This window comes from Pseudolysinimonas sp., from assembly GCF_044239695.1.
GTDB lineage: Bacteria > Actinomycetota > Actinomycetes > Actinomycetales > Microbacteriaceae > Pseudolysinimonas_A.
On the sequence record NZ_JBIIAW010000079.1, the window covers coordinates 1 to 14,518 of the forward strand.

General features: G+C 67.8%; 20 protein-coding genes, 1 tRNA gene and 1 pseudogene. 18 read left to right on the top strand and 4 right to left on the bottom strand.

Features of this window, described 5'->3' with window-relative positions; translation table 11 throughout:
• From ACILQS_RS11870 to ACILQS_RS11885, 4 genes and pseudogenes are all read left to right on the top strand, one after another.
• A pseudogene (locus tag ACILQS_RS11870) lies at window positions 1-291 on the top strand (hypothetical protein); the annotation flags it as partial.
• Between the two features lie 10 nt (window positions 292-301).
• Window positions 302-805, top strand: a complete 504-nt coding sequence (locus tag ACILQS_RS11875) for an amino-acid N-acetyltransferase (protein ID WP_395640338.1) — start codon at window positions 302-304, stop codon at window positions 803-805.
• Window positions 802-1,560, top strand: a complete 759-nt coding sequence (locus tag ACILQS_RS11880; RefSeq protein WP_395640339.1) for an LLM class flavin-dependent oxidoreductase — start codon at window positions 802-804, stop codon at window positions 1,558-1,560. The genes ACILQS_RS11875 and ACILQS_RS11880 overlap by 4 nt, the downstream gene beginning before the upstream one ends.
• Window positions 1,561-1,585: 25 nt before the next feature.
• Window positions 1,586-2,188: a hypothetical protein gene (locus ACILQS_RS11885; RefSeq protein WP_395640340.1), complete on the top strand. Its 603-nt coding sequence runs from the start codon at window positions 1,586-1,588 to the stop codon at window positions 2,186-2,188.
• 118 nt (window positions 2,189-2,306) lie between these two features.
• Here the strand turns inward: ACILQS_RS11885 and radA are convergent, their stop codons facing one another.
• The gene (gene radA, locus ACILQS_RS11890; protein WP_395640341.1) at window positions 2,307-3,656 is read right to left on the bottom strand and encodes a DNA repair protein RadA; all 1,350 of its coding nucleotides are present in this window, start codon (window positions 3,654-3,656) and stop codon (window positions 2,307-2,309) included.
• Window positions 3,657-3,819: 163 nt separating this feature from the next.
• Here radA and ctaD point away from each other — a divergent pair, with 163 nt between their 5' ends.
• Window positions 3,820-5,463 (top strand): cytochrome c oxidase subunit I, encoded by a 1,644-nt coding sequence (gene ctaD, locus ACILQS_RS11895; RefSeq protein WP_395640356.1) that lies wholly within the window; start codon window positions 3,820-3,822, stop codon window positions 5,461-5,463.
• 68 nt (window positions 5,464-5,531) lie between these two features.
• Here ctaD and ACILQS_RS11900 read toward each other — a convergent pair whose 3' ends face one another.
• The gene (locus ACILQS_RS11900) at window positions 5,532-5,873 is read right to left on the bottom strand and encodes a hypothetical protein (protein WP_395640342.1); all 342 of its coding nucleotides are present in this window, start codon (window positions 5,871-5,873) and stop codon (window positions 5,532-5,534) included.
• Window positions 5,874-5,970: 97 nt separating this feature from the next.
• Between ACILQS_RS11900 and ACILQS_RS11905 the strand changes: the two genes are divergently transcribed.
• From ACILQS_RS11905 to ACILQS_RS11955, 11 genes are all read left to right on the top strand, one after another.
• Window positions 5,971-6,059: transfer RNA gene (locus ACILQS_RS11905), tRNA-Ser, on the top strand.
• 202 nt (window positions 6,060-6,261) lie between these two features.
• Window positions 6,262-7,350: a tyrosine recombinase XerC gene (gene xerC, locus ACILQS_RS11910; RefSeq protein ID WP_395640343.1), complete on the top strand. Its 1,089-nt coding sequence runs from the start codon at window positions 6,262-6,264 to the stop codon at window positions 7,348-7,350.
• A 38-nt stretch (window positions 7,351-7,388) separates the two neighbouring features.
• Window positions 7,389-8,126, top strand: coding sequence for an HNH endonuclease (locus ACILQS_RS11915; RefSeq protein ID WP_395640344.1), 738 nt, complete (start codon window positions 7,389-7,391; stop codon window positions 8,124-8,126).
• A gap of 487 nt (window positions 8,127-8,613) precedes the next feature.
• Window positions 8,614-9,060, top strand: coding sequence for a hypothetical protein (locus ACILQS_RS11920; protein ID WP_395640345.1), 447 nt, complete (start codon window positions 8,614-8,616; stop codon window positions 9,058-9,060).
• Complete coding sequence (locus tag ACILQS_RS11925; RefSeq protein WP_395640346.1) at window positions 9,057-9,191, top strand: hypothetical protein; 135 nt, start codon at window positions 9,057-9,059, stop codon at window positions 9,189-9,191. Before ACILQS_RS11920 ends, ACILQS_RS11925 begins: the two co-directional genes overlap by 4 nt.
• Window positions 9,188-9,625 (top strand): hypothetical protein, encoded by a 438-nt coding sequence (locus tag ACILQS_RS11930; RefSeq protein WP_395640347.1) that lies wholly within the window; start codon window positions 9,188-9,190, stop codon window positions 9,623-9,625. The genes ACILQS_RS11925 and ACILQS_RS11930 overlap by 4 nt, the downstream gene beginning before the upstream one ends.
• Before the next feature lie 309 nt (window positions 9,626-9,934).
• Window positions 9,935-10,471, top strand: a complete 537-nt coding sequence (locus ACILQS_RS11935) for a hypothetical protein (protein WP_395640348.1) — start codon at window positions 9,935-9,937, stop codon at window positions 10,469-10,471.
• A gap of 8 nt (window positions 10,472-10,479) precedes the next feature.
• Window positions 10,480-10,896 (top strand): hypothetical protein, encoded by a 417-nt coding sequence (locus ACILQS_RS11940; protein WP_395640349.1) that lies wholly within the window; start codon window positions 10,480-10,482, stop codon window positions 10,894-10,896.
• Window positions 10,893-11,069 (top strand): hypothetical protein, encoded by a 177-nt coding sequence (locus tag ACILQS_RS11945; RefSeq protein ID WP_395640350.1) that lies wholly within the window; start codon window positions 10,893-10,895, stop codon window positions 11,067-11,069. Before ACILQS_RS11940 ends, ACILQS_RS11945 begins: the two co-directional genes overlap by 4 nt.
• Window positions 11,062-11,391 carry a hypothetical protein gene (locus ACILQS_RS11950; protein WP_395640351.1) on the top strand — a complete coding sequence of 110 codons (330 nt, stop codon included), beginning with the start codon at window positions 11,062-11,064 and terminating at the stop codon, window positions 11,389-11,391. Before ACILQS_RS11945 ends, ACILQS_RS11950 begins: the two co-directional genes overlap by 8 nt.
• 2 nt (window positions 11,392-11,393) lie before the next feature.
• On the top strand, window positions 11,394-11,702 hold the full coding sequence (locus tag ACILQS_RS11955) for a hypothetical protein (protein ID WP_395640352.1): 309 nt from the start codon (window positions 11,394-11,396) through the stop codon (window positions 11,700-11,702).
• A gap of 183 nt (window positions 11,703-11,885) precedes the next feature.
• On the opposite strand, the gene ACILQS_RS11960 is transcribed toward ACILQS_RS11955, so the two are convergent.
• A complete protein-coding gene (locus ACILQS_RS11960; RefSeq protein ID WP_395640353.1) occupies window positions 11,886-12,167 on the bottom strand; it encodes a hypothetical protein in 282 nt (93 codons plus the stop codon).
• 158 nt (window positions 12,168-12,325) lie between these two features.
• Between ACILQS_RS11960 and ACILQS_RS11965 the strand changes: the two genes are divergently transcribed.
• Window positions 12,326-12,883: a recombinase family protein gene (locus ACILQS_RS11965; RefSeq protein ID WP_395640354.1), complete on the top strand. Its 558-nt coding sequence runs from the start codon at window positions 12,326-12,328 to the stop codon at window positions 12,881-12,883.
• A 308-nt stretch (window positions 12,884-13,191) separates the two neighbouring features.
• A complete protein-coding gene (locus tag ACILQS_RS11970; RefSeq protein WP_395640355.1) occupies window positions 13,192-14,190 on the top strand; it encodes a DUF4238 domain-containing protein in 999 nt (332 codons plus the stop codon).
• 171 nt (window positions 14,191-14,361) lie between these two features.
• Here ACILQS_RS11970 and ACILQS_RS11975 read toward each other — a convergent pair whose 3' ends face one another.
• Window positions 14,362-14,487 carry a hypothetical protein gene (locus ACILQS_RS11975; protein ID WP_395640357.1) on the bottom strand — a complete coding sequence of 42 codons (126 nt, stop codon included), beginning with the start codon at window positions 14,485-14,487 and terminating at the stop codon, window positions 14,362-14,364.
• Window positions 14,488-14,518 lie beyond the last annotated feature (31 nt).

The following is a 14,518-nucleotide window of genomic DNA, read 5'->3' on the forward strand; positions in this document are numbered from 1 at the left end:
GCGAACTTCGCGCTCAACCGCCGCATCCTGGGTCCGGGCACGCCGGTCGTGCGGGCGGCACTGAAGTACGCGGCGCTCGCCGTCGCGCTGCTCGTGGCCAACTACGTGTGGCTGTCGGTGCTGACCGCGGCGGGCATCCCGCTGCTCGCGGCGAAGGTCGTCACGGAAGTCGCGCTGTACGTCGTCTCGTTCGCGGTGCAGCGCTCGATCGTCTTCGCCCGACGGAACTCCCCGGGGCTGCCCCGAGCGGTCGCGCCGCGCTCCTCGGGGATGCTCGTCGCGCGGCGGTAAAGTCGGGCGGGTGACCGAATTCGAGGTGCGGCGGGCCCGCACCGGCGACATCCCGCAGATCGAGACCCTCATCGCACCGCTCGTCGAGAGCCGCGTGCTGCTCGGCAAGGACCGCGTGGTGTTCTACGAGGCGGTGCAGGAGTTCCGGGTGGCGGAGGACGCGACCGGCAGCCTCATCGGCTGCGGGGCCCTGCACGTGATGTGGGAGGACCTCGGCGAGGTGCGCACCCTCGCCGTCTCGGACGCCTGGCGCGGCCGCGGCGTGGGCCATGCGATCCTCAACCGGCTCGAGTCGGAGGCCCGCGATCTGGGGCTCTCGCGGTTGTTCTGCCTCACCTTCGAGACCGCCTTCTTCGGCCGCAACGGCTATGCCCCGATCGAGGAGAGCATCGTGTCGCCCGACGTCTACGCGGAACTCGTGCGCTCGCCCGACGAAGGCGTCGCGGAGTTCCTCGACCTGTCGCGGGTGAAGCCCAACACGCTCGGCAACACCCGGATGCTGAAGCGGCTGTGACACAGCGGTCGATCGGCATCGCCGGCTCGACGTCGGCCGAGACGGTGCGCCGGATCGCACCGCTCGTGGAAGCCGCCGGGTACCGCACACTTTGGGTCAACGACACCCCGGGCGGGGATGCCCTCGCGGCGCTCGCCGTCGCCGCCGAGGTGACCTCGACGTTGCGGCTCGGGGCGGGCGTCATCCCGCTCGACCGGCAGAGCGGCGCCGAGATCGCCGACCGGGTGCACGACCTGCCGACCGAGCGGGTCCACGTCGGCGTCGGCAGCGGGCAGGCGAAACGCGGCCTGGCCCTGCTCGAGCGCGGGGTGGCGGAGCTCCGCGAGGGATGCGACGCTCCCGTCTTCATCGGAGCCCTCGGCCCGCGCGCCCGCGCCCTCGCCGCGCGGATCGCGGACGGCATCCTCTTCAACTGGCTCACCCCGGCGACTGCGGCGGATGCCATGGCCCGGCTGCGCGAGGACGCGGGTGAGCGCCGCGCGGAAGGCGTGCTGTACGCGCGCTCGATCGCCTCGCCCGAGGCCCGACCCGCTCTCGCCGCCGAGGCCGCGCGCTACGCCTCGTTCCCGCAGTACGCGGCGAACTTCGACCGCCTCGGGATCGACCCGATGGACACGACGATCGACCTCACCGTGCCGGGATCGGTGGAGGCGTTCGGGGTCGTCGACGAACTCGTGCTGCGGGTCGTCACCGCGACGGGCGCGGAGGACGAGCTGGTGAGGCTCCTGCACGCGGGCGCGCCGACCCGTAGCTGACCGGTCGCTGGCTTACCCTGGCGGCATGTCGAGCGTGCGCAACCCCGTCGGGCCGCAGCCCGCGGCGGTCTACTGGCGGCGCCGCCTCGTGGTGCTGCTGGGCCTGATCGCGGTCGTCGTCATCATCGTGCTGATCGTCGTGCGCCCCGGTGCCGAGAACGCCGGCCGGGAGACCCCGAAGCCGTCGACGCCCGCCACCAACTCGGCCGCCCCCGTCGACGAGGGCGAGGCGTGCAACCCGGCGACGATCGTCATCGTGCCGGTCACCGACTCCAGCAGCTACGCCGCGGGTGTGCAGCCGATGATCTCGATGTCGATCACCAACACGGGCGCCGTCGCCTGCACCTTCGACGTCGGCCCGCTCGCGCAGACGTACTCGATCGTCAGCGGGTCCGACCCGATCTGGAACTCCCGTGACTGCCAGCAGGGCGGCGCGGAACTGGAGCAGCTGCTCGAGCCGAACGTCACGCTCACGACGACGCCGTTCGCCTGGGACCGCACCCGCTCTGCCCCCGACACCTGCACCACGGGTCGGCCGGAGGTCATCGCCGGGGGAGCCACCTACCGCCTGAGCGTCACCCTCGGCGAGGTCGAATCCGCCGAGGACACCCCCTTCATCCTCAACTGACCTCCGTCGCGGGTTGAGTGCCGGCCGAAGGCCGGTGTATCGAAACCAGGCATGGGCGACGTGGGGGTTTCGATACACCGCGCTGCGCGCGGCACTCAACCCGCGGGCGGGCTCTTAGTCAGAAGGCGGGGACGGCCGCGCGCTCGGAGGGGGCGGCGGCGAACGCGATGCCGATCGCGGAGTGCACCGATCCCGCATCCCCGTCGACCACCTGCGAGTAGCCGAGGCGCTTCGCCTCGCTGAGCCGCTGCCGCGCGGCGGCGACCGGGCGGATCTCGCCGGCGAGCGAGATCTCGCCGACCGCCGCGAGGGTCTGCGGTAGCGCGATGTCTTTCACCGCCGACGCGATGGCGAGCGCGATCGCGAGGTCGGTGGCCGGTTCGGTGAGCCGCATGCCGCCGACGGTCGAGACGTAGACATCGGATGTCGACATCCGAAGTCCGCAGCGGCGTTCGAGCACGGCGAGGATCATCGCGACGCGGGCCGAGTCGACGCCGTTCACGACCCGTCGCGGCTGGGGGGCGGTCGTGCCGACGATGAGCGCCTGTACCTCGACCGGGATCGCGCGCTTGCCTTCGAGCGCGATCGTGACGCAGGTGCCGCTCACCGGGGTGGACGATCGGGAGAGGAACAGCGCCGAGGGGTCGGGCACCTCGGCGATGCCGTCGCCGGTCATCTCGAAGCAGCCGACCTCGTCGGTCGGGCCGAACCGGTTCTTCAGGGCGCGCACGAAACGCAGCGCGGTCTGCCGGTCGCCCTCGAAGCTGCACACGACATCCACGAGGTGTTCGAGCATGCGCGGCCCGGCGATCGTGCCGTCTTTCGTGACGTGCCCCACGAGCAGCAGGGGCAGGTTGCGCTCCTTGGCGACGCGGATGAGGGTTCCCGCGACTTCGCGCACCTGCGCGGGCTGGCCCGGCGCTCCGTCGGACATCGCCGACGACACCGTCTGCACCGAGTCGACGATGAGCAGCCGAGGCTTCACGGCATCCACCTGGCCGAGGATCGTCGCGAGATCGGTCTCGGCCGCGAGGTACAGCTCGTCGCTGAGGGCGCCCGTGCGCTCGGCCCGCAGCCGCACCTGCGACGCCGACTCCTCGGCGCTCACGTACAGCACCCGTGCGCCGCGCTGGGCGATGCGCGCGGCGACCTCGAGCAGCAGCGTCGACTTGCCGACACCCGGTTCGCCGGAGAGCAGGATGGCGGCGCCGGGCACGAGCCCGCCGCCGAGCACCCGGTCGAACTCGCCGATGCCGCTCGGGCGGTGCGTGCTCTCCTCGGTGCCGATCTGCGTGATCGGCCGGGCGGCGCGGGCCTCGCTCACGGCGACCGCGGTGACCTTCTGCGTCGGGGCGCCCTGCTCGACGAGGGAGTCCCAGACCTGACACTCGCCGCAGCGGCCGACCCATTTGTTGGTCGTCCAGCCGCACTCCCGGCAGGCGAATCCGGGAACGGTGGGGCGGGCCATGCGGTCAGCCTAGGCCGGGCATCCGACGCCGGTCGTCGGCGCGCGGCGGTGGGGGATCAGGGGGACTTTCGGCCCCTGTGAGGCGGGCTCGGCATGCCTAGATTTCGAGTGCGCGGGCGCCCCGACGGTCGCGCAGAAGGAGCCGTTCGTGCCGGAGCAGACCGTGGCGACCCCCGGAACCCCCGTCGTCACCCGCACGGGCGGGTCGATCGTGGGCTGGCTGACCACGACCGACCACAAGAGGATCGGCTACCTGTACCTGATCTCGTCGGGGGTTTTCTTCGGGGTGGGCGGCCTGATGGCCCTCCTCATCAGAGCCCAGGTGACGGCCCCCGGTCTCGCGATCGTGTCGGCGGAGGTCTACAACCAGCTCTTCACGATGCACGGATCGATCATGTTGCTGCTGTTCGCGATGCCCTTCTTCACCGGCATCGCGAACGTCGTCATGCCGGTGCAGATCGGCGCGCCCGATGTCGCCTTCCCGCGGCTCAACGCGTTCTCGTTCTGGCTGTTCCTGTTCGGTGCGCTCATCGTGGCCGGCGGGCTCCTCACCCCGCAGGGCGCCGCCGACTTCGGCTGGACCGCCTACTTCCCGCTCGCCTCCGACACCTTCTCGCCCTCGCTCGGCAACACGCTGTGGTTCTCGGGCGTCTCGCTGATGGGCTTCGGCTCGATCCTCGCGGCCGTCAACTTCGTCACGACGGTGATGACGATGCGGGCTCCGGGGATGACGATGTTCCGGATGTCGATCTTCACCTGGAACACGTTCGTGACGTCGATCCTCATCCTGATCGCGTTCCCGGTGCTCGCGGCGGCGCTCTTCGCGGCGATGGCGGACCGCATCTTCGGGGCGCACATCTACGACGTCGCCAACGGCGGCTCCCTGATGTGGCAGCACCTGTTCTGGTTCTGGGGTCACCCGGAGGTGTACATCATCGTGCTGCCGTTCTTCGGCATCGTCAGCGAGATCATCCCGGTGTTCAGCCGCAAGCCGATCTTCGGCTACAAGACGCTGATCTACGCGACGATCGCGATCGCCGCCCTGTCGATCACGGTGTGGGCGCACCACATGTACGTGACCGGGTCGGTGCTGCTGCCGTTCTTCTCGATCCTGACGATGCTCATCGCGGTGCCGACGGGCGTGAAGGTGTTCAACTGGGTCGGCACGATGTGGCGCGGCTCGGTCACCTTCGAGACGCCGATGCTCTTCGCCGTCGGCTTCCTCGTGAACTTCGTCTTCGGCGGGCTGACCGGGGTCATTCTCGCGTCGCCCGTGCTCGACTTCCACGTGTCCGACACCTACTTCGTCGTCGCCCACTTCCACTACGTGCTGGTCGGAGCGGTCGTCTTCGCCGGGTTCGCGGGCATCCATTTCTGGTGGCCGAAGATGACCGGCCGGATGCTCAACGAGACGCTCGGCAGGGTGACGTTCTGGTTGCTCTTCATCGGCTTCAACACGACGTTCCTGATCCAGCACTGGATCGGGGTGTCGGGGATGCCGCGGCGCTACTGGAGCTACCTCGAGTCGGACGGCGTCACCTGGATGAACGAGATCTCGACGGTCGGGTCGGCGCTGATGGCCGTCGCGATGATCCCGTTCGTGCTGAACCTCGTCATCACCTGGCGCCGCGCGCCGAAGGTGGGCCTCGCCGATCCGTGGGGCTTCGGTCGCTCGCTGGAGTGGGCGACGGCGAGCCCCATCCCGCGGCACAACTTCGTGAAGATCCCGCGCATCCGGTCGGAGTCTCCCGCGTTCGACCTGAACCACCCGGAGGCCGCCCCGCTGTCGATTCGACCGCCGGCCTGACCGGGCAGGCCTGAGACGACTCGTGGCACCCGGGGGTGATCCGGGTGCCACGAGTTCTTCGGGGGAGGTCAGCCCTCCGTGGAGTCGCCGTCGGTCGAATCACTCGGCGGCTCCGGGCGCTCGCCGTCCTGGCCGTCACCCTGGCCGGGACCCTGCTGGGTTCCCCCTTGCTGACCGGGGCCGCCGGGGAACTGACCCTGCTCGATCGCGGGCCGCCCGCCGGCCTGCGTCGCGGTCGCGATCGCGAACCCGCCGATCCCGCCGACGACGAGCGCCGCGACGACCACCAGCGCGGAGATCAGCGGCAACACCCACCGTCGCTTCTGGGTGACGACCACCGGAGCGGCTTCCTGCACGGGTGCGGCCGGCTCGGAAGCCGGGGGCACCTCGGTGTTCTTCTTGTCTGCCATGTCCACGAGATTCGAGCCGCCGCCTCGGGGGAGTGTTGGGCGAACCTATGGAACCGCCGGGAAAGCGACGCCCCGAACTTGGTCTAAGCTCGTCGGCGGTACCGTGTCCGAGCGGCCGAAGGAGCATGTCTCGAAAACATGTGAGGTTCATAGCCTCCGTGGGTTCAAATCCCACCGGTACCGCCAGAGAGAAGCCCTGCGAGAGCAGGGCTTTTCCTCTTTCTAGCGGTCCTCTCCGAGTCTCGAAGATCGGTCGTCAGATCGGCTCCGTGCCCTGGTCGTGCCCGAGGCGACTGGAACCCCAGTTTCCTGTGCGCTGCCCTCTCTCGATAAAATGGCCTCACCAGCAGCCATCCGAAGGAGGGACGACCCCCTAGGAGAACCGCTGATGACTCGGAGCCACTTCGGCACCGTTCGCGAGCTGCCGTCCGGCAAGTTTCAGGCCCGCTACCTCGATGCCAACGGGCGTCGGCATACCGCGGGCACCTTCGCGAAGGCACGCGACGCGAAGTCCGCGCTGGCGAAGATCGAGGCCGGGATTGACCGCGGCGATTGGATCGACCCGGACGCCGGGAGCCAGACCTTTGCTGACTACATCGAGGCGTACCTCGAGACCAAGTCCGCCGACCTGCAGCCGACGACGATGAGCGGATACCGCTCGTCGCTCAAGCACCTTCTTCCGACGTTCGGTCACTTGCGGCTGAAGGCCATCACGCAGCTGACCGTCGAGCAGTGGTGGGCGCGCATGGCTCGCGCAAAGGTTGGTACTCAGGTGCGGCGCAACGCGTACACGCTGCTGTCCGGTGCCATGCGTGCCGCGGTCCGCTGGGACATGATTCGCACGTCCCCTTGCGCGATCGAGAACGGCTTCCGCGACGGTTCGACGCCGCGCCCGTACCTGTCGGTTGAGCAGTACCTGTCGATCGTCGAGCGCATGCCCGAGGGCTACCGCGTGATGTTCTGGCTCATGTTGGGCGCTCACCTTCGGCTGGGCGAGCTCGTTGGGCTCGAGGTCGGCGACTTCGACCCGAAGGAGGGCAAGTTGACGATCCAGCGTCAGGCGAGCCCGCAGCGCGGAGGAGTCGAACTGCGCGAGACGAAGACGCGGAAGGTTCGCACCATCGAAGTTCTCGAACCGGCGCTGTCGATGTTGCGTGACCACGTCGCCAGTCGGGCAGCCCTCCCCAAGACACCTCTGTTCACCGGACGGTATGGCCGGATCTCTCGGAGCGCTCTTCGCGAGAACTGGAACCGCGCCCGCGCCGCCGCTGGGCTGCCGTGGGCTCACATGCACGACGTTCGGCACACCGGCCTGACCCTGGTGGCTGCGTACGCGACGCTTGCGGAGACGATGCACCGCGGAGGCCACACGAGCGCCAATGCGGCGCTGCGCTACCAGCATGCGGCCCAGGACCGGGACTCAACAGTCGCCAGGGCTGCAGGGGCTGAGCTTTCCAGCATGGTCAAGGCGGGATGATCGGCAGCCACGACGGACGGCCCTGGCACACTGGCGACGTGAAGTTCTTGAAACCACTCGCCTCGAAGTTCGAGTTGAACGCTCTCTCAAAGAAGGTCCAGGAGCAGAACGAGTTTCTTGCACGACGCCAATCGGAAGCCGATCGCGAGGGGAAGCGCCTCGAGTCATATTTCGTGTGGGAGAGGAGCCGATTCAAGAAGGACGAGAAGAGACTCCGCAGCGAGGGTGACGCGACGAGACTGACCGTCTCAGGTCTTCCAATCAAAGGCGGCAAGAACAACCCAAAGCGTGAGGCAGAGTGGTTGGTCCCGGCCAGCGATTGGGATTCGTCCTATGAACTCCCGTTCCGGTTGGCGGCAACGGCAGGCGATGTCGGCGCTTCGGAGGACGACTACGACGAGGACGAAGTGCTCTTCGTCCTCTGGTTGGTCGGAGGTGTCGTCTTCCTGGCCTCCGACGACGGTCTGACTCCAATCGACGTCAAAGCCCTCGTCAACCAGGAGAGGAACACTCGCCGGCTCGCCCTCGAGAAGGCACACGCGCTTCAAGCCATGACAGAGCAGCTGGACAAGCCTCGGCAGCGGGAGCGCATCCCCCAAGAAGTCCGCATCGAGGTCTGGCAACGCGACCAAGGTCGGTGCGTCGAGTGTGGGTCGCAGGAGGGGCTGGAGTTTGACCACATCATCCCGTTCGCCATGGGCGGCTCCAACACCGCGCGCAACCTGCAGCTGCTCTGCGGCGACTGCAACCGGCGCAAGGGCATGACGCTCGGCTGAGAGCAAACTCCGCCCGGGGCTGCGGCCTCGCGTGGGACAATGGGCGTAGCGCGTGCGGTCTATCCCTTCCAAGGGCCATGACGGAGCCGTTCGGTTGACCTTGGCGGGACGACCGAACGGCTTTTGTCTTTCCAGGCTGGCTCATCTAACTAGAACTACCCGAAGGGTGTAGAGGCACTAGAGAGCATCTAGTCCCCTCCTCATGGAGACAATCGTCTCCGAGCAAAAACCACCACACGCTCCCCGTCGACCTGGGAGAATAGAACCGACGCGAAGTCCAATTCTCGGACCGGGCACCTCGAGGCCGGATGCATCCCATCCCGCCTACCCCCAGGAGTCTCCTGTGTCCCGCCTCGCGTTCCTTCATCCTGCCGACTGGCGTCTGTCCATCCCCGAGAAGAGATGGAATCCAAGAACTAGAACTTGGACGTTCCGCCCGTCCCTTGCCAACCTCGACAAGGTCGTTGACGGGTACCAGTCGCACGTCATGAGCGCGCTGCTCTCCCATGCGCTCGAGCAGCTGAATGCCCACGGCCGCTACGACGAGGAGGGCGACGTCTTCCTCATGGTTGATGCCGGGTATCTGGCGGACACGCTCGAGCTGCACGCGCTTCGCGCTGGCCATCGCGTCGGGGTCCGCTTCACTCCCGGCCGGTCGAAGCCTCGCGACATCGTCGTCGGTCACCTTTCCCGCGACTGGCTCGCCCGTACCTGCGTGAACACGGCACGGCTCGCATTGGGCTACTGGGACCCGGAGCGCGGCATCCGCGTCTGGGCACGTCGGGCCACTGGTGGCTTCCGCTCGAAGCCGTCGCCGACGTACACGCCCGACATGCTGCCCAAGGGCTCGATCAAGGCTCAGGCGGAAGCGCTGGGCTGCAGTCCCTCCACCGTGCGCCGTCTCCGCGCGCAGATCAAGAAGGAGGCGGCATGAACGAGTCTCCGACGGACCTTGACCTGGCGCTCGAGTCCATCCGTCTGGGCGACCTGAACGGCTACGAAGTTCTTCTCCGCCTCATCAGAGACGCGCTGATGTTCGAGCGGCGCGGTAGCCTCTCGCCATGAACGGCGGCGCGGGTCTGGACCCCGTCCTCTCCTTGCTCGTCGGCGCGCTGGGGGCCGCGGTAATCGGTCTCCTAGGCGCGTGGATTCAATCCCGGCGCGAACATCGGCGTTGGGTTCGAGAGCGACGATTCGAAGCGCATCTCGCGTTCCTCCGGATCTGTGAGTCGCTGACGGAGGACGGGCGCATCTCCGCCATGACAGGCGAGTTCCCCCGGAGTCTGGGGACGCCGCAAGAGGTCCGCGAACTCATGGTCGAGATCACGGACGGGCACGCCGCAGTCATGCTGCTCGGACCGGATTCGCTCGAGCGCGCCGCAGCGGCCCTGCGCGACGAGGCCGCGGAGTGTGTTCGTCTCCGGTCCTTCACGAAGGGCTATGAAGAAGCGCGCGTCGCCTATATTTCCGCGTCGCGGTCGGCGCTCGCCATTCGCTGAAAAGGTCCGTCGAGTCTTGCATTCGGGAGAGATCCAGATCTGTCGCTAGGGAACCGACGAACCGACAGTTCCGCACACCCCGGCGCATCCAATCGAAGTTGAGCGTTAGACAGTTTCGGTTGCGGTCGATAGTTCAGGGTAGGCAACCCGGAGACCTCTGGGGCGTTGTCCTCCTGGCGTAAAGCCGGTGTGCGGGGAGTCATGTCACCGCATCCGGTTCCGCTCCTCTGGTCTCCGGTTGCTCAGGGGCGGCGTGCCGTTTTTCGGCTGAGAGGACGCCGCCCCGACCTGGACCAAGAAGGAGAACTCATGCCGCAGCAGTGCCGCGTGTGCGCCCACGAGGAGCGGGCCACGATTGACGCTGCCCTCCTGACGACGACCGTCACGGAGGTCTGGGCGACCCTCGCGCAGCCCCTCAATGACTTCTCCGCCTCGAGCCTCTGGCGTCACGCTCGTAGCCACGTCCGGGGCCGTACGGCGCTGGCCGGCCTGGCCATTGACCTCGACGCCCCTGGCGACCACATCGCCGCCCTGGCACGCCACACGGCGCTGCTCGAGCGGATCGCACAGGACGCCAACGAGACCGGCGACCGCTCCGTCGCCATCCGGGCGACCGCTGAAGCTCGTACGTCGCGCCTGGCGATTCTCGACCTCCTGGGTGAGCGCGCCGACGACCTCGGGCGGGAGTTCGACAACTGGGTCGACCTCATGAGCGCGATCGTCGACGCCATCCACGCCCAGCCCCTCCCCGTCCTCGCATGGGCCGACGCCCTCGAGGCCGCGGGCCGTCATTCCGATCTCGTCGCCGACCTCCGCGCCGTCGCCGCCCAGCCCCCCACCAAGTAGGAGTCATCATGAGCAAGCAGAACCCCTCTCACATCGTGTTCGTCGCCAAGGGCACCGCCGCGACGATTCCCGACCCGCGGCACATCAAGCCGGGTGCCGTCGCTCCGCACATCGTCGTCACCCGCGGTTTCGAGCTCGAGCTCACCGACGACTACATCGCCGCGCACCCCAACCCCGACTTCCTCGCCGCCGCGCTCGCGTCGGATCGGTGGGTCGCCGGTCGCCTCGCCGATCATCCCGACGTCGCCGACGACGTCGCCGAGGAGGAGGCCCGTCGCATCGAGCGCGAGAATCAGGCCGCGCTCATCGAGCAGCGCCGTTACGGGCGGCTCGAGCGGGCCGAGCGCCAGGCGCAGGCGCGCGCCGACGCCGTCGCCGACTACCGCGCGGGCATGGCCGCGACGACCGCGGGGAGTGTCCGGTGAGCATGCGTCGGTACGCCGAGCCGGACGAGGCCGAGATCGCTCGCCTCCTCGCCAACCTCGATCGCGAGGTCGGAGACGACGACCCCGCCGACTTCGCGCCGCCGCCGCCGATCTCCCCGGCCTCTCAGCTCGCCGTGGACGCCATCCTGAAGCGCGAGGCCGCGAATGGCTGACGGATTCGGCCCCATCGGCACTGCAGGGGGACACGGTTACCCCGCGCCTCTTCGTGGCGTAGAGCGCTTCCCCAAGCTCACCACCGTCTCCTGGGGTAAGAAGGAGAACTCTGCGCCGGTCGCCAACGATCAGGTGTGCCGCCTCGTCTGGTACGGCGTCGCGTACGACCTCCCTCCCCGCGCCACGGTCAAGGTCAATCAGGGCAGTGGGACGGCCTACGTCCGCGCGGGAGGCGAGATCTCGCAGCTCATCGACGGCGGCCGCGCACTGGTCACGCCCGAACAGCAGCGCATCCTCCTCGAATCGTGGGACACCCTCTGATCATGGGAACCTCCGTGATTGACGTACACGCGTCGCCGACCTGGGGCCACGGCTCGCAGACCCTCGCCGGCGTGCTCGAGCGTGAGCACGCCGTACAGCCGTGGGAGGAACCCGAGGAGGCGCGTCCGCTCCGTGTCCACCTCCCCTGGGGGACCTCTGTCTATGCGCCCTCAACGTCCGTTGTGCGGTGGCGCGGTGACGCCGTCCTCATCCTGGCCCTGGGCGTCGTCCGTATCGTCACGGAGTCCGGGGAGATTGTGCTGGACGACTCCGAGCGTGACGCCCTAAAGGCCCACTGGGTCGATCTCTGAGCCCCCGGCCCGCGCGTACTCCTCGAGTCAGTCATCCGCGCGGGCTGGGTTCTTCTTCCGGGGGTGTGCAGTACGGATGCCAGCGGTACACCTCCGGGACTCACTCCGGCCGCCGCCGCCGACGTAATCCTCATGCGGGCCAACGGCGTCCCGCCTACCGAATGCGGCGGCGGTCGGTCCTGGCTACTGAAAGCCCCACTTCCGTGCCACCCGGCCGACCTCATCCATCGCTTCGTCAAACTCCTGCTGGAACCGGATGATCTCGTCGTCGATCGAGTTGACGCGGTCGGCGGCCGCCTGCGCAGCTGCTGTGTCGCCAGCAGCGTTCTCAGCGTCCACGTCGCTCTCTGCTGCCTCCTGACGGGCCACGGCGTCGCTGAGCGCGTCGTCCGCTCGTCGCGCTGCTTCCTGCGTCGCTTCGATCTCGGCGTCGGCTTGTTCTGGGTTCTCGTCGTACCGGCTCATGAGACGCATTCTCCCGGTTGGGGCGTCTGTCACAAACGATGGACGGGTGAGAGGAGATCTCTTTACTCCCCAGGCCCCGATCTGGCTCTCAAAACGGACTGTCAAAAGATCTTCTTCTGACAGCTGACTTTTGAGAGGAGAGGCGTCAGGCTTGGTCCATGACGACCTACGGCTACATCCGTACCAGCACCCGCGACCAGAATTCACAACTACAGCGCGACGCCATGGCCGCGGCGGGGATCGAGAAGATCTTCGCCGACGAAGGAGTCAGCGGCACGCTGGCCGACCGCCCCGAGCTCGAACTCCTCAAGCGCATCGTCGGCAAGGGGGACGAAGTGGTCGTCTGGAAACTCGACCGCCTTGGCCGGACCACGCGCAACGTCCTAGACCTCATCGAGTTCTTCGACGCGCGGGGGTCCACCTTCCGCAGTCTCACCGAGGGCATCACGACCTCTGGCCCTATGGGCAAGGCAATGCTCACGATCATGGCGGCATTCGCGCAGCTCGAGCGAGACCAGATTGTCGAGCGCACGCGAGCGGGTCTCGACTCCGCACGGGCGCAGGGGAAGGTCGGCGGACGGCCCTCGGTCGTTACGCCCAAGAAGCTCGAACAGATCAAGAAGCTCGTCGCCTCGGGAGCCCACACGCGCGCCGAGATCGCGGAGATGGTGCAAGTTTCGAGCGCCACGCTCTACCGAGTGCTGGGAGCCATCTAGTCGCCTGTGGAGGACCCTCAACTACTGCAGTTGCACGCGCCTAACGTGACTCCATGGACGACGGGGTCCGGGCACGCCCAACTGTCGCGTGTCTCGTGTCGCTCTGTCTGAGCGACACGGAACCGGCCTCCTGGCGGTGCCCCGAGTGCCACATGGGCACAGATCGTCTAGGGGCACGGGTTCGGCCGGCGGCGGCGTGGCCCGCCCCGGTCATACCCCCCGGTCGACCTAGAGGGAGCGGGTCCCATCCCTGCTCCACGGGCTAAAGGGCGCGCCTGAGGGTCGGGGGGCATTCCTAGACTCGGTGCATGACGGCGGCGAAGAGGCACCACACCGTCCCCCAGTTCTACCTGCGCGGGTTCGCGTCCGGCGAGCAGATCGCGACCGTGGCGCTGCCGGGAGATCGGCGCTTCGTCCAGTCGGTACGAAAGGCCGGTAGCGAGACCAACTTCTATACGGTTCCTGAGGCGATCGACGGTCCGGACGTGTTCGAGAAGAGCCTCTCGGAGATCGAGGGAGAGGCGGCTCGCATCTTCGCGCTCATCGAGTGCGGCGTCTGGCCGCTCGCGGAGGAGGATCGAGGCACGCTGGCGTTCTTCGTCGCGCTACAGGTTGCCCGTGGCCCGGATCAGCGCCGCAACATGGAGCACATTGCGGCGCAGATGACGCGGCTCGAGATCGGTCACGGAGGCCGCGACGGCGTGAAGGCCTGGGCGAAAAGCAGACGCGGAGTCGACATCTCCGACGAACTCGCTGAGAAGCTGTGGGACCAGGCGACGCAACCGGGCGGACCTCCGATTCAGGTCACGGCTCTCGCGCATATCCAGCAGATGCTCGAGCTTGCGAAAGAACTCCTGAAGTACACCTCCGGTCGGCCGTGGACCCTCGTTCGCTTCGACCGCCGCTCGCTGATCACGTCTGACACGCCCGTTAGCCTCGTGGCGCGCCCTGATCACGATCCGGCATACGGCGTGGGCTTCATGACTGCCTGGGGCATCACGTATCCGCTGACGCGCAAGCTCGGGTTGCTCATGAGCGACCCGTCGGTGTGGGACGGCGCTGTCGCGGTCGAGCGAGTCCGGGCTGGTGAGTTCGACCGAGTCGAGGACGGAACTACGAAGATGGAGAAGTTCTTCAATCTTCATACCGCGCTCGGTGCGAGTCAGTGGCTCTACCACCACCCTGAAGACGAGAAGTTCGTTCCCGCCGAGCTCCCCGAGCCCACCCCCGTCACCATCCGCATGTCGGGTGGCGAGTACGAGTTCTCTGGGGAGCCGACCTTCGGGCCTAGGGTCGACGAGTCTTAGGCGGGCGCAACGAGGGAACGGTCCTGCGGATCCACGGTCCGGGAGTTGTTGCCCTTCCGGTCGACCTCACGGGTTGTGATTGTCGAGGCGACCTCCTCGGACCTTGGCGAGCATCGCGATGGCGTCGGCCTTTTCTGCGTCATCCCACTTCGTCGGCTCGAGCCAGCGGTCCTAGAGCTCTGGTTCAAGAAACGCCGGCATGCGTTGGTGCAGCTCGTCTGACGCGTCGCGCGCCTCGCGCGTGATCATCGCGGTCGAGACCTCCCACTCCTCGCCGGCCTTGCGCGCCGTGTAGATGCCCGCCGCGGCCCGAGAACGCCGGGAGCCA

Coding starts and splice junctions, on each gene's coding strand:
- ACILQS_RS11885 (WP_395640340.1), top strand. CDS start 1,586: ATGTCGAGCGTGCGCAACCCCGTCGGGCCGCAGCCCGCGGCGGTCTAC.
- radA (WP_395640341.1), bottom strand. CDS start 3,656: ATGGCCCGCCCCACCGTTCCCGGATTCGCCTGCCGGGAGTGCGGCTGG.
- ACILQS_RS11900 (WP_395640342.1), bottom strand. CDS start 5,873: ATGGCAGACAAGAAGAACACCGAGGTGCCCCCGGCTTCCGAGCCGGCC.
- xerC (WP_395640343.1), top strand. CDS start 6,262: ATGACTCGGAGCCACTTCGGCACCGTTCGCGAGCTGCCGTCCGGCAAG.
- ACILQS_RS11920 (WP_395640345.1), top strand. CDS start 8,614: ATGAGCGCGCTGCTCTCCCATGCGCTCGAGCAGCTGAATGCCCACGGC.
- ACILQS_RS11925 (WP_395640346.1), top strand. CDS start 9,057: ATGAACGAGTCTCCGACGGACCTTGACCTGGCGCTCGAGTCCATCCGT.
- ACILQS_RS11930 (WP_395640347.1), top strand. CDS start 9,188: ATGAACGGCGGCGCGGGTCTGGACCCCGTCCTCTCCTTGCTCGTCGGC.
- ACILQS_RS11935 (WP_395640348.1), top strand. CDS start 9,935: ATGCCGCAGCAGTGCCGCGTGTGCGCCCACGAGGAGCGGGCCACGATT.
- ACILQS_RS11940 (WP_395640349.1), top strand. CDS start 10,480: ATGAGCAAGCAGAACCCCTCTCACATCGTGTTCGTCGCCAAGGGCACC.
- ACILQS_RS11950 (WP_395640351.1), top strand. CDS start 11,062: ATGGCTGACGGATTCGGCCCCATCGGCACTGCAGGGGGACACGGTTAC.
- ACILQS_RS11955 (WP_395640352.1), top strand. CDS start 11,394: ATGGGAACCTCCGTGATTGACGTACACGCGTCGCCGACCTGGGGCCAC.
- ACILQS_RS11960 (WP_395640353.1), bottom strand. CDS start 12,167: ATGAGCCGGTACGACGAGAACCCAGAACAAGCCGACGCCGAGATCGAA.
- ACILQS_RS11965 (WP_395640354.1), top strand. CDS start 12,326: ATGACGACCTACGGCTACATCCGTACCAGCACCCGCGACCAGAATTCA.
- ACILQS_RS11970 (WP_395640355.1), top strand. CDS start 13,192: ATGACGGCGGCGAAGAGGCACCACACCGTCCCCCAGTTCTACCTGCGC.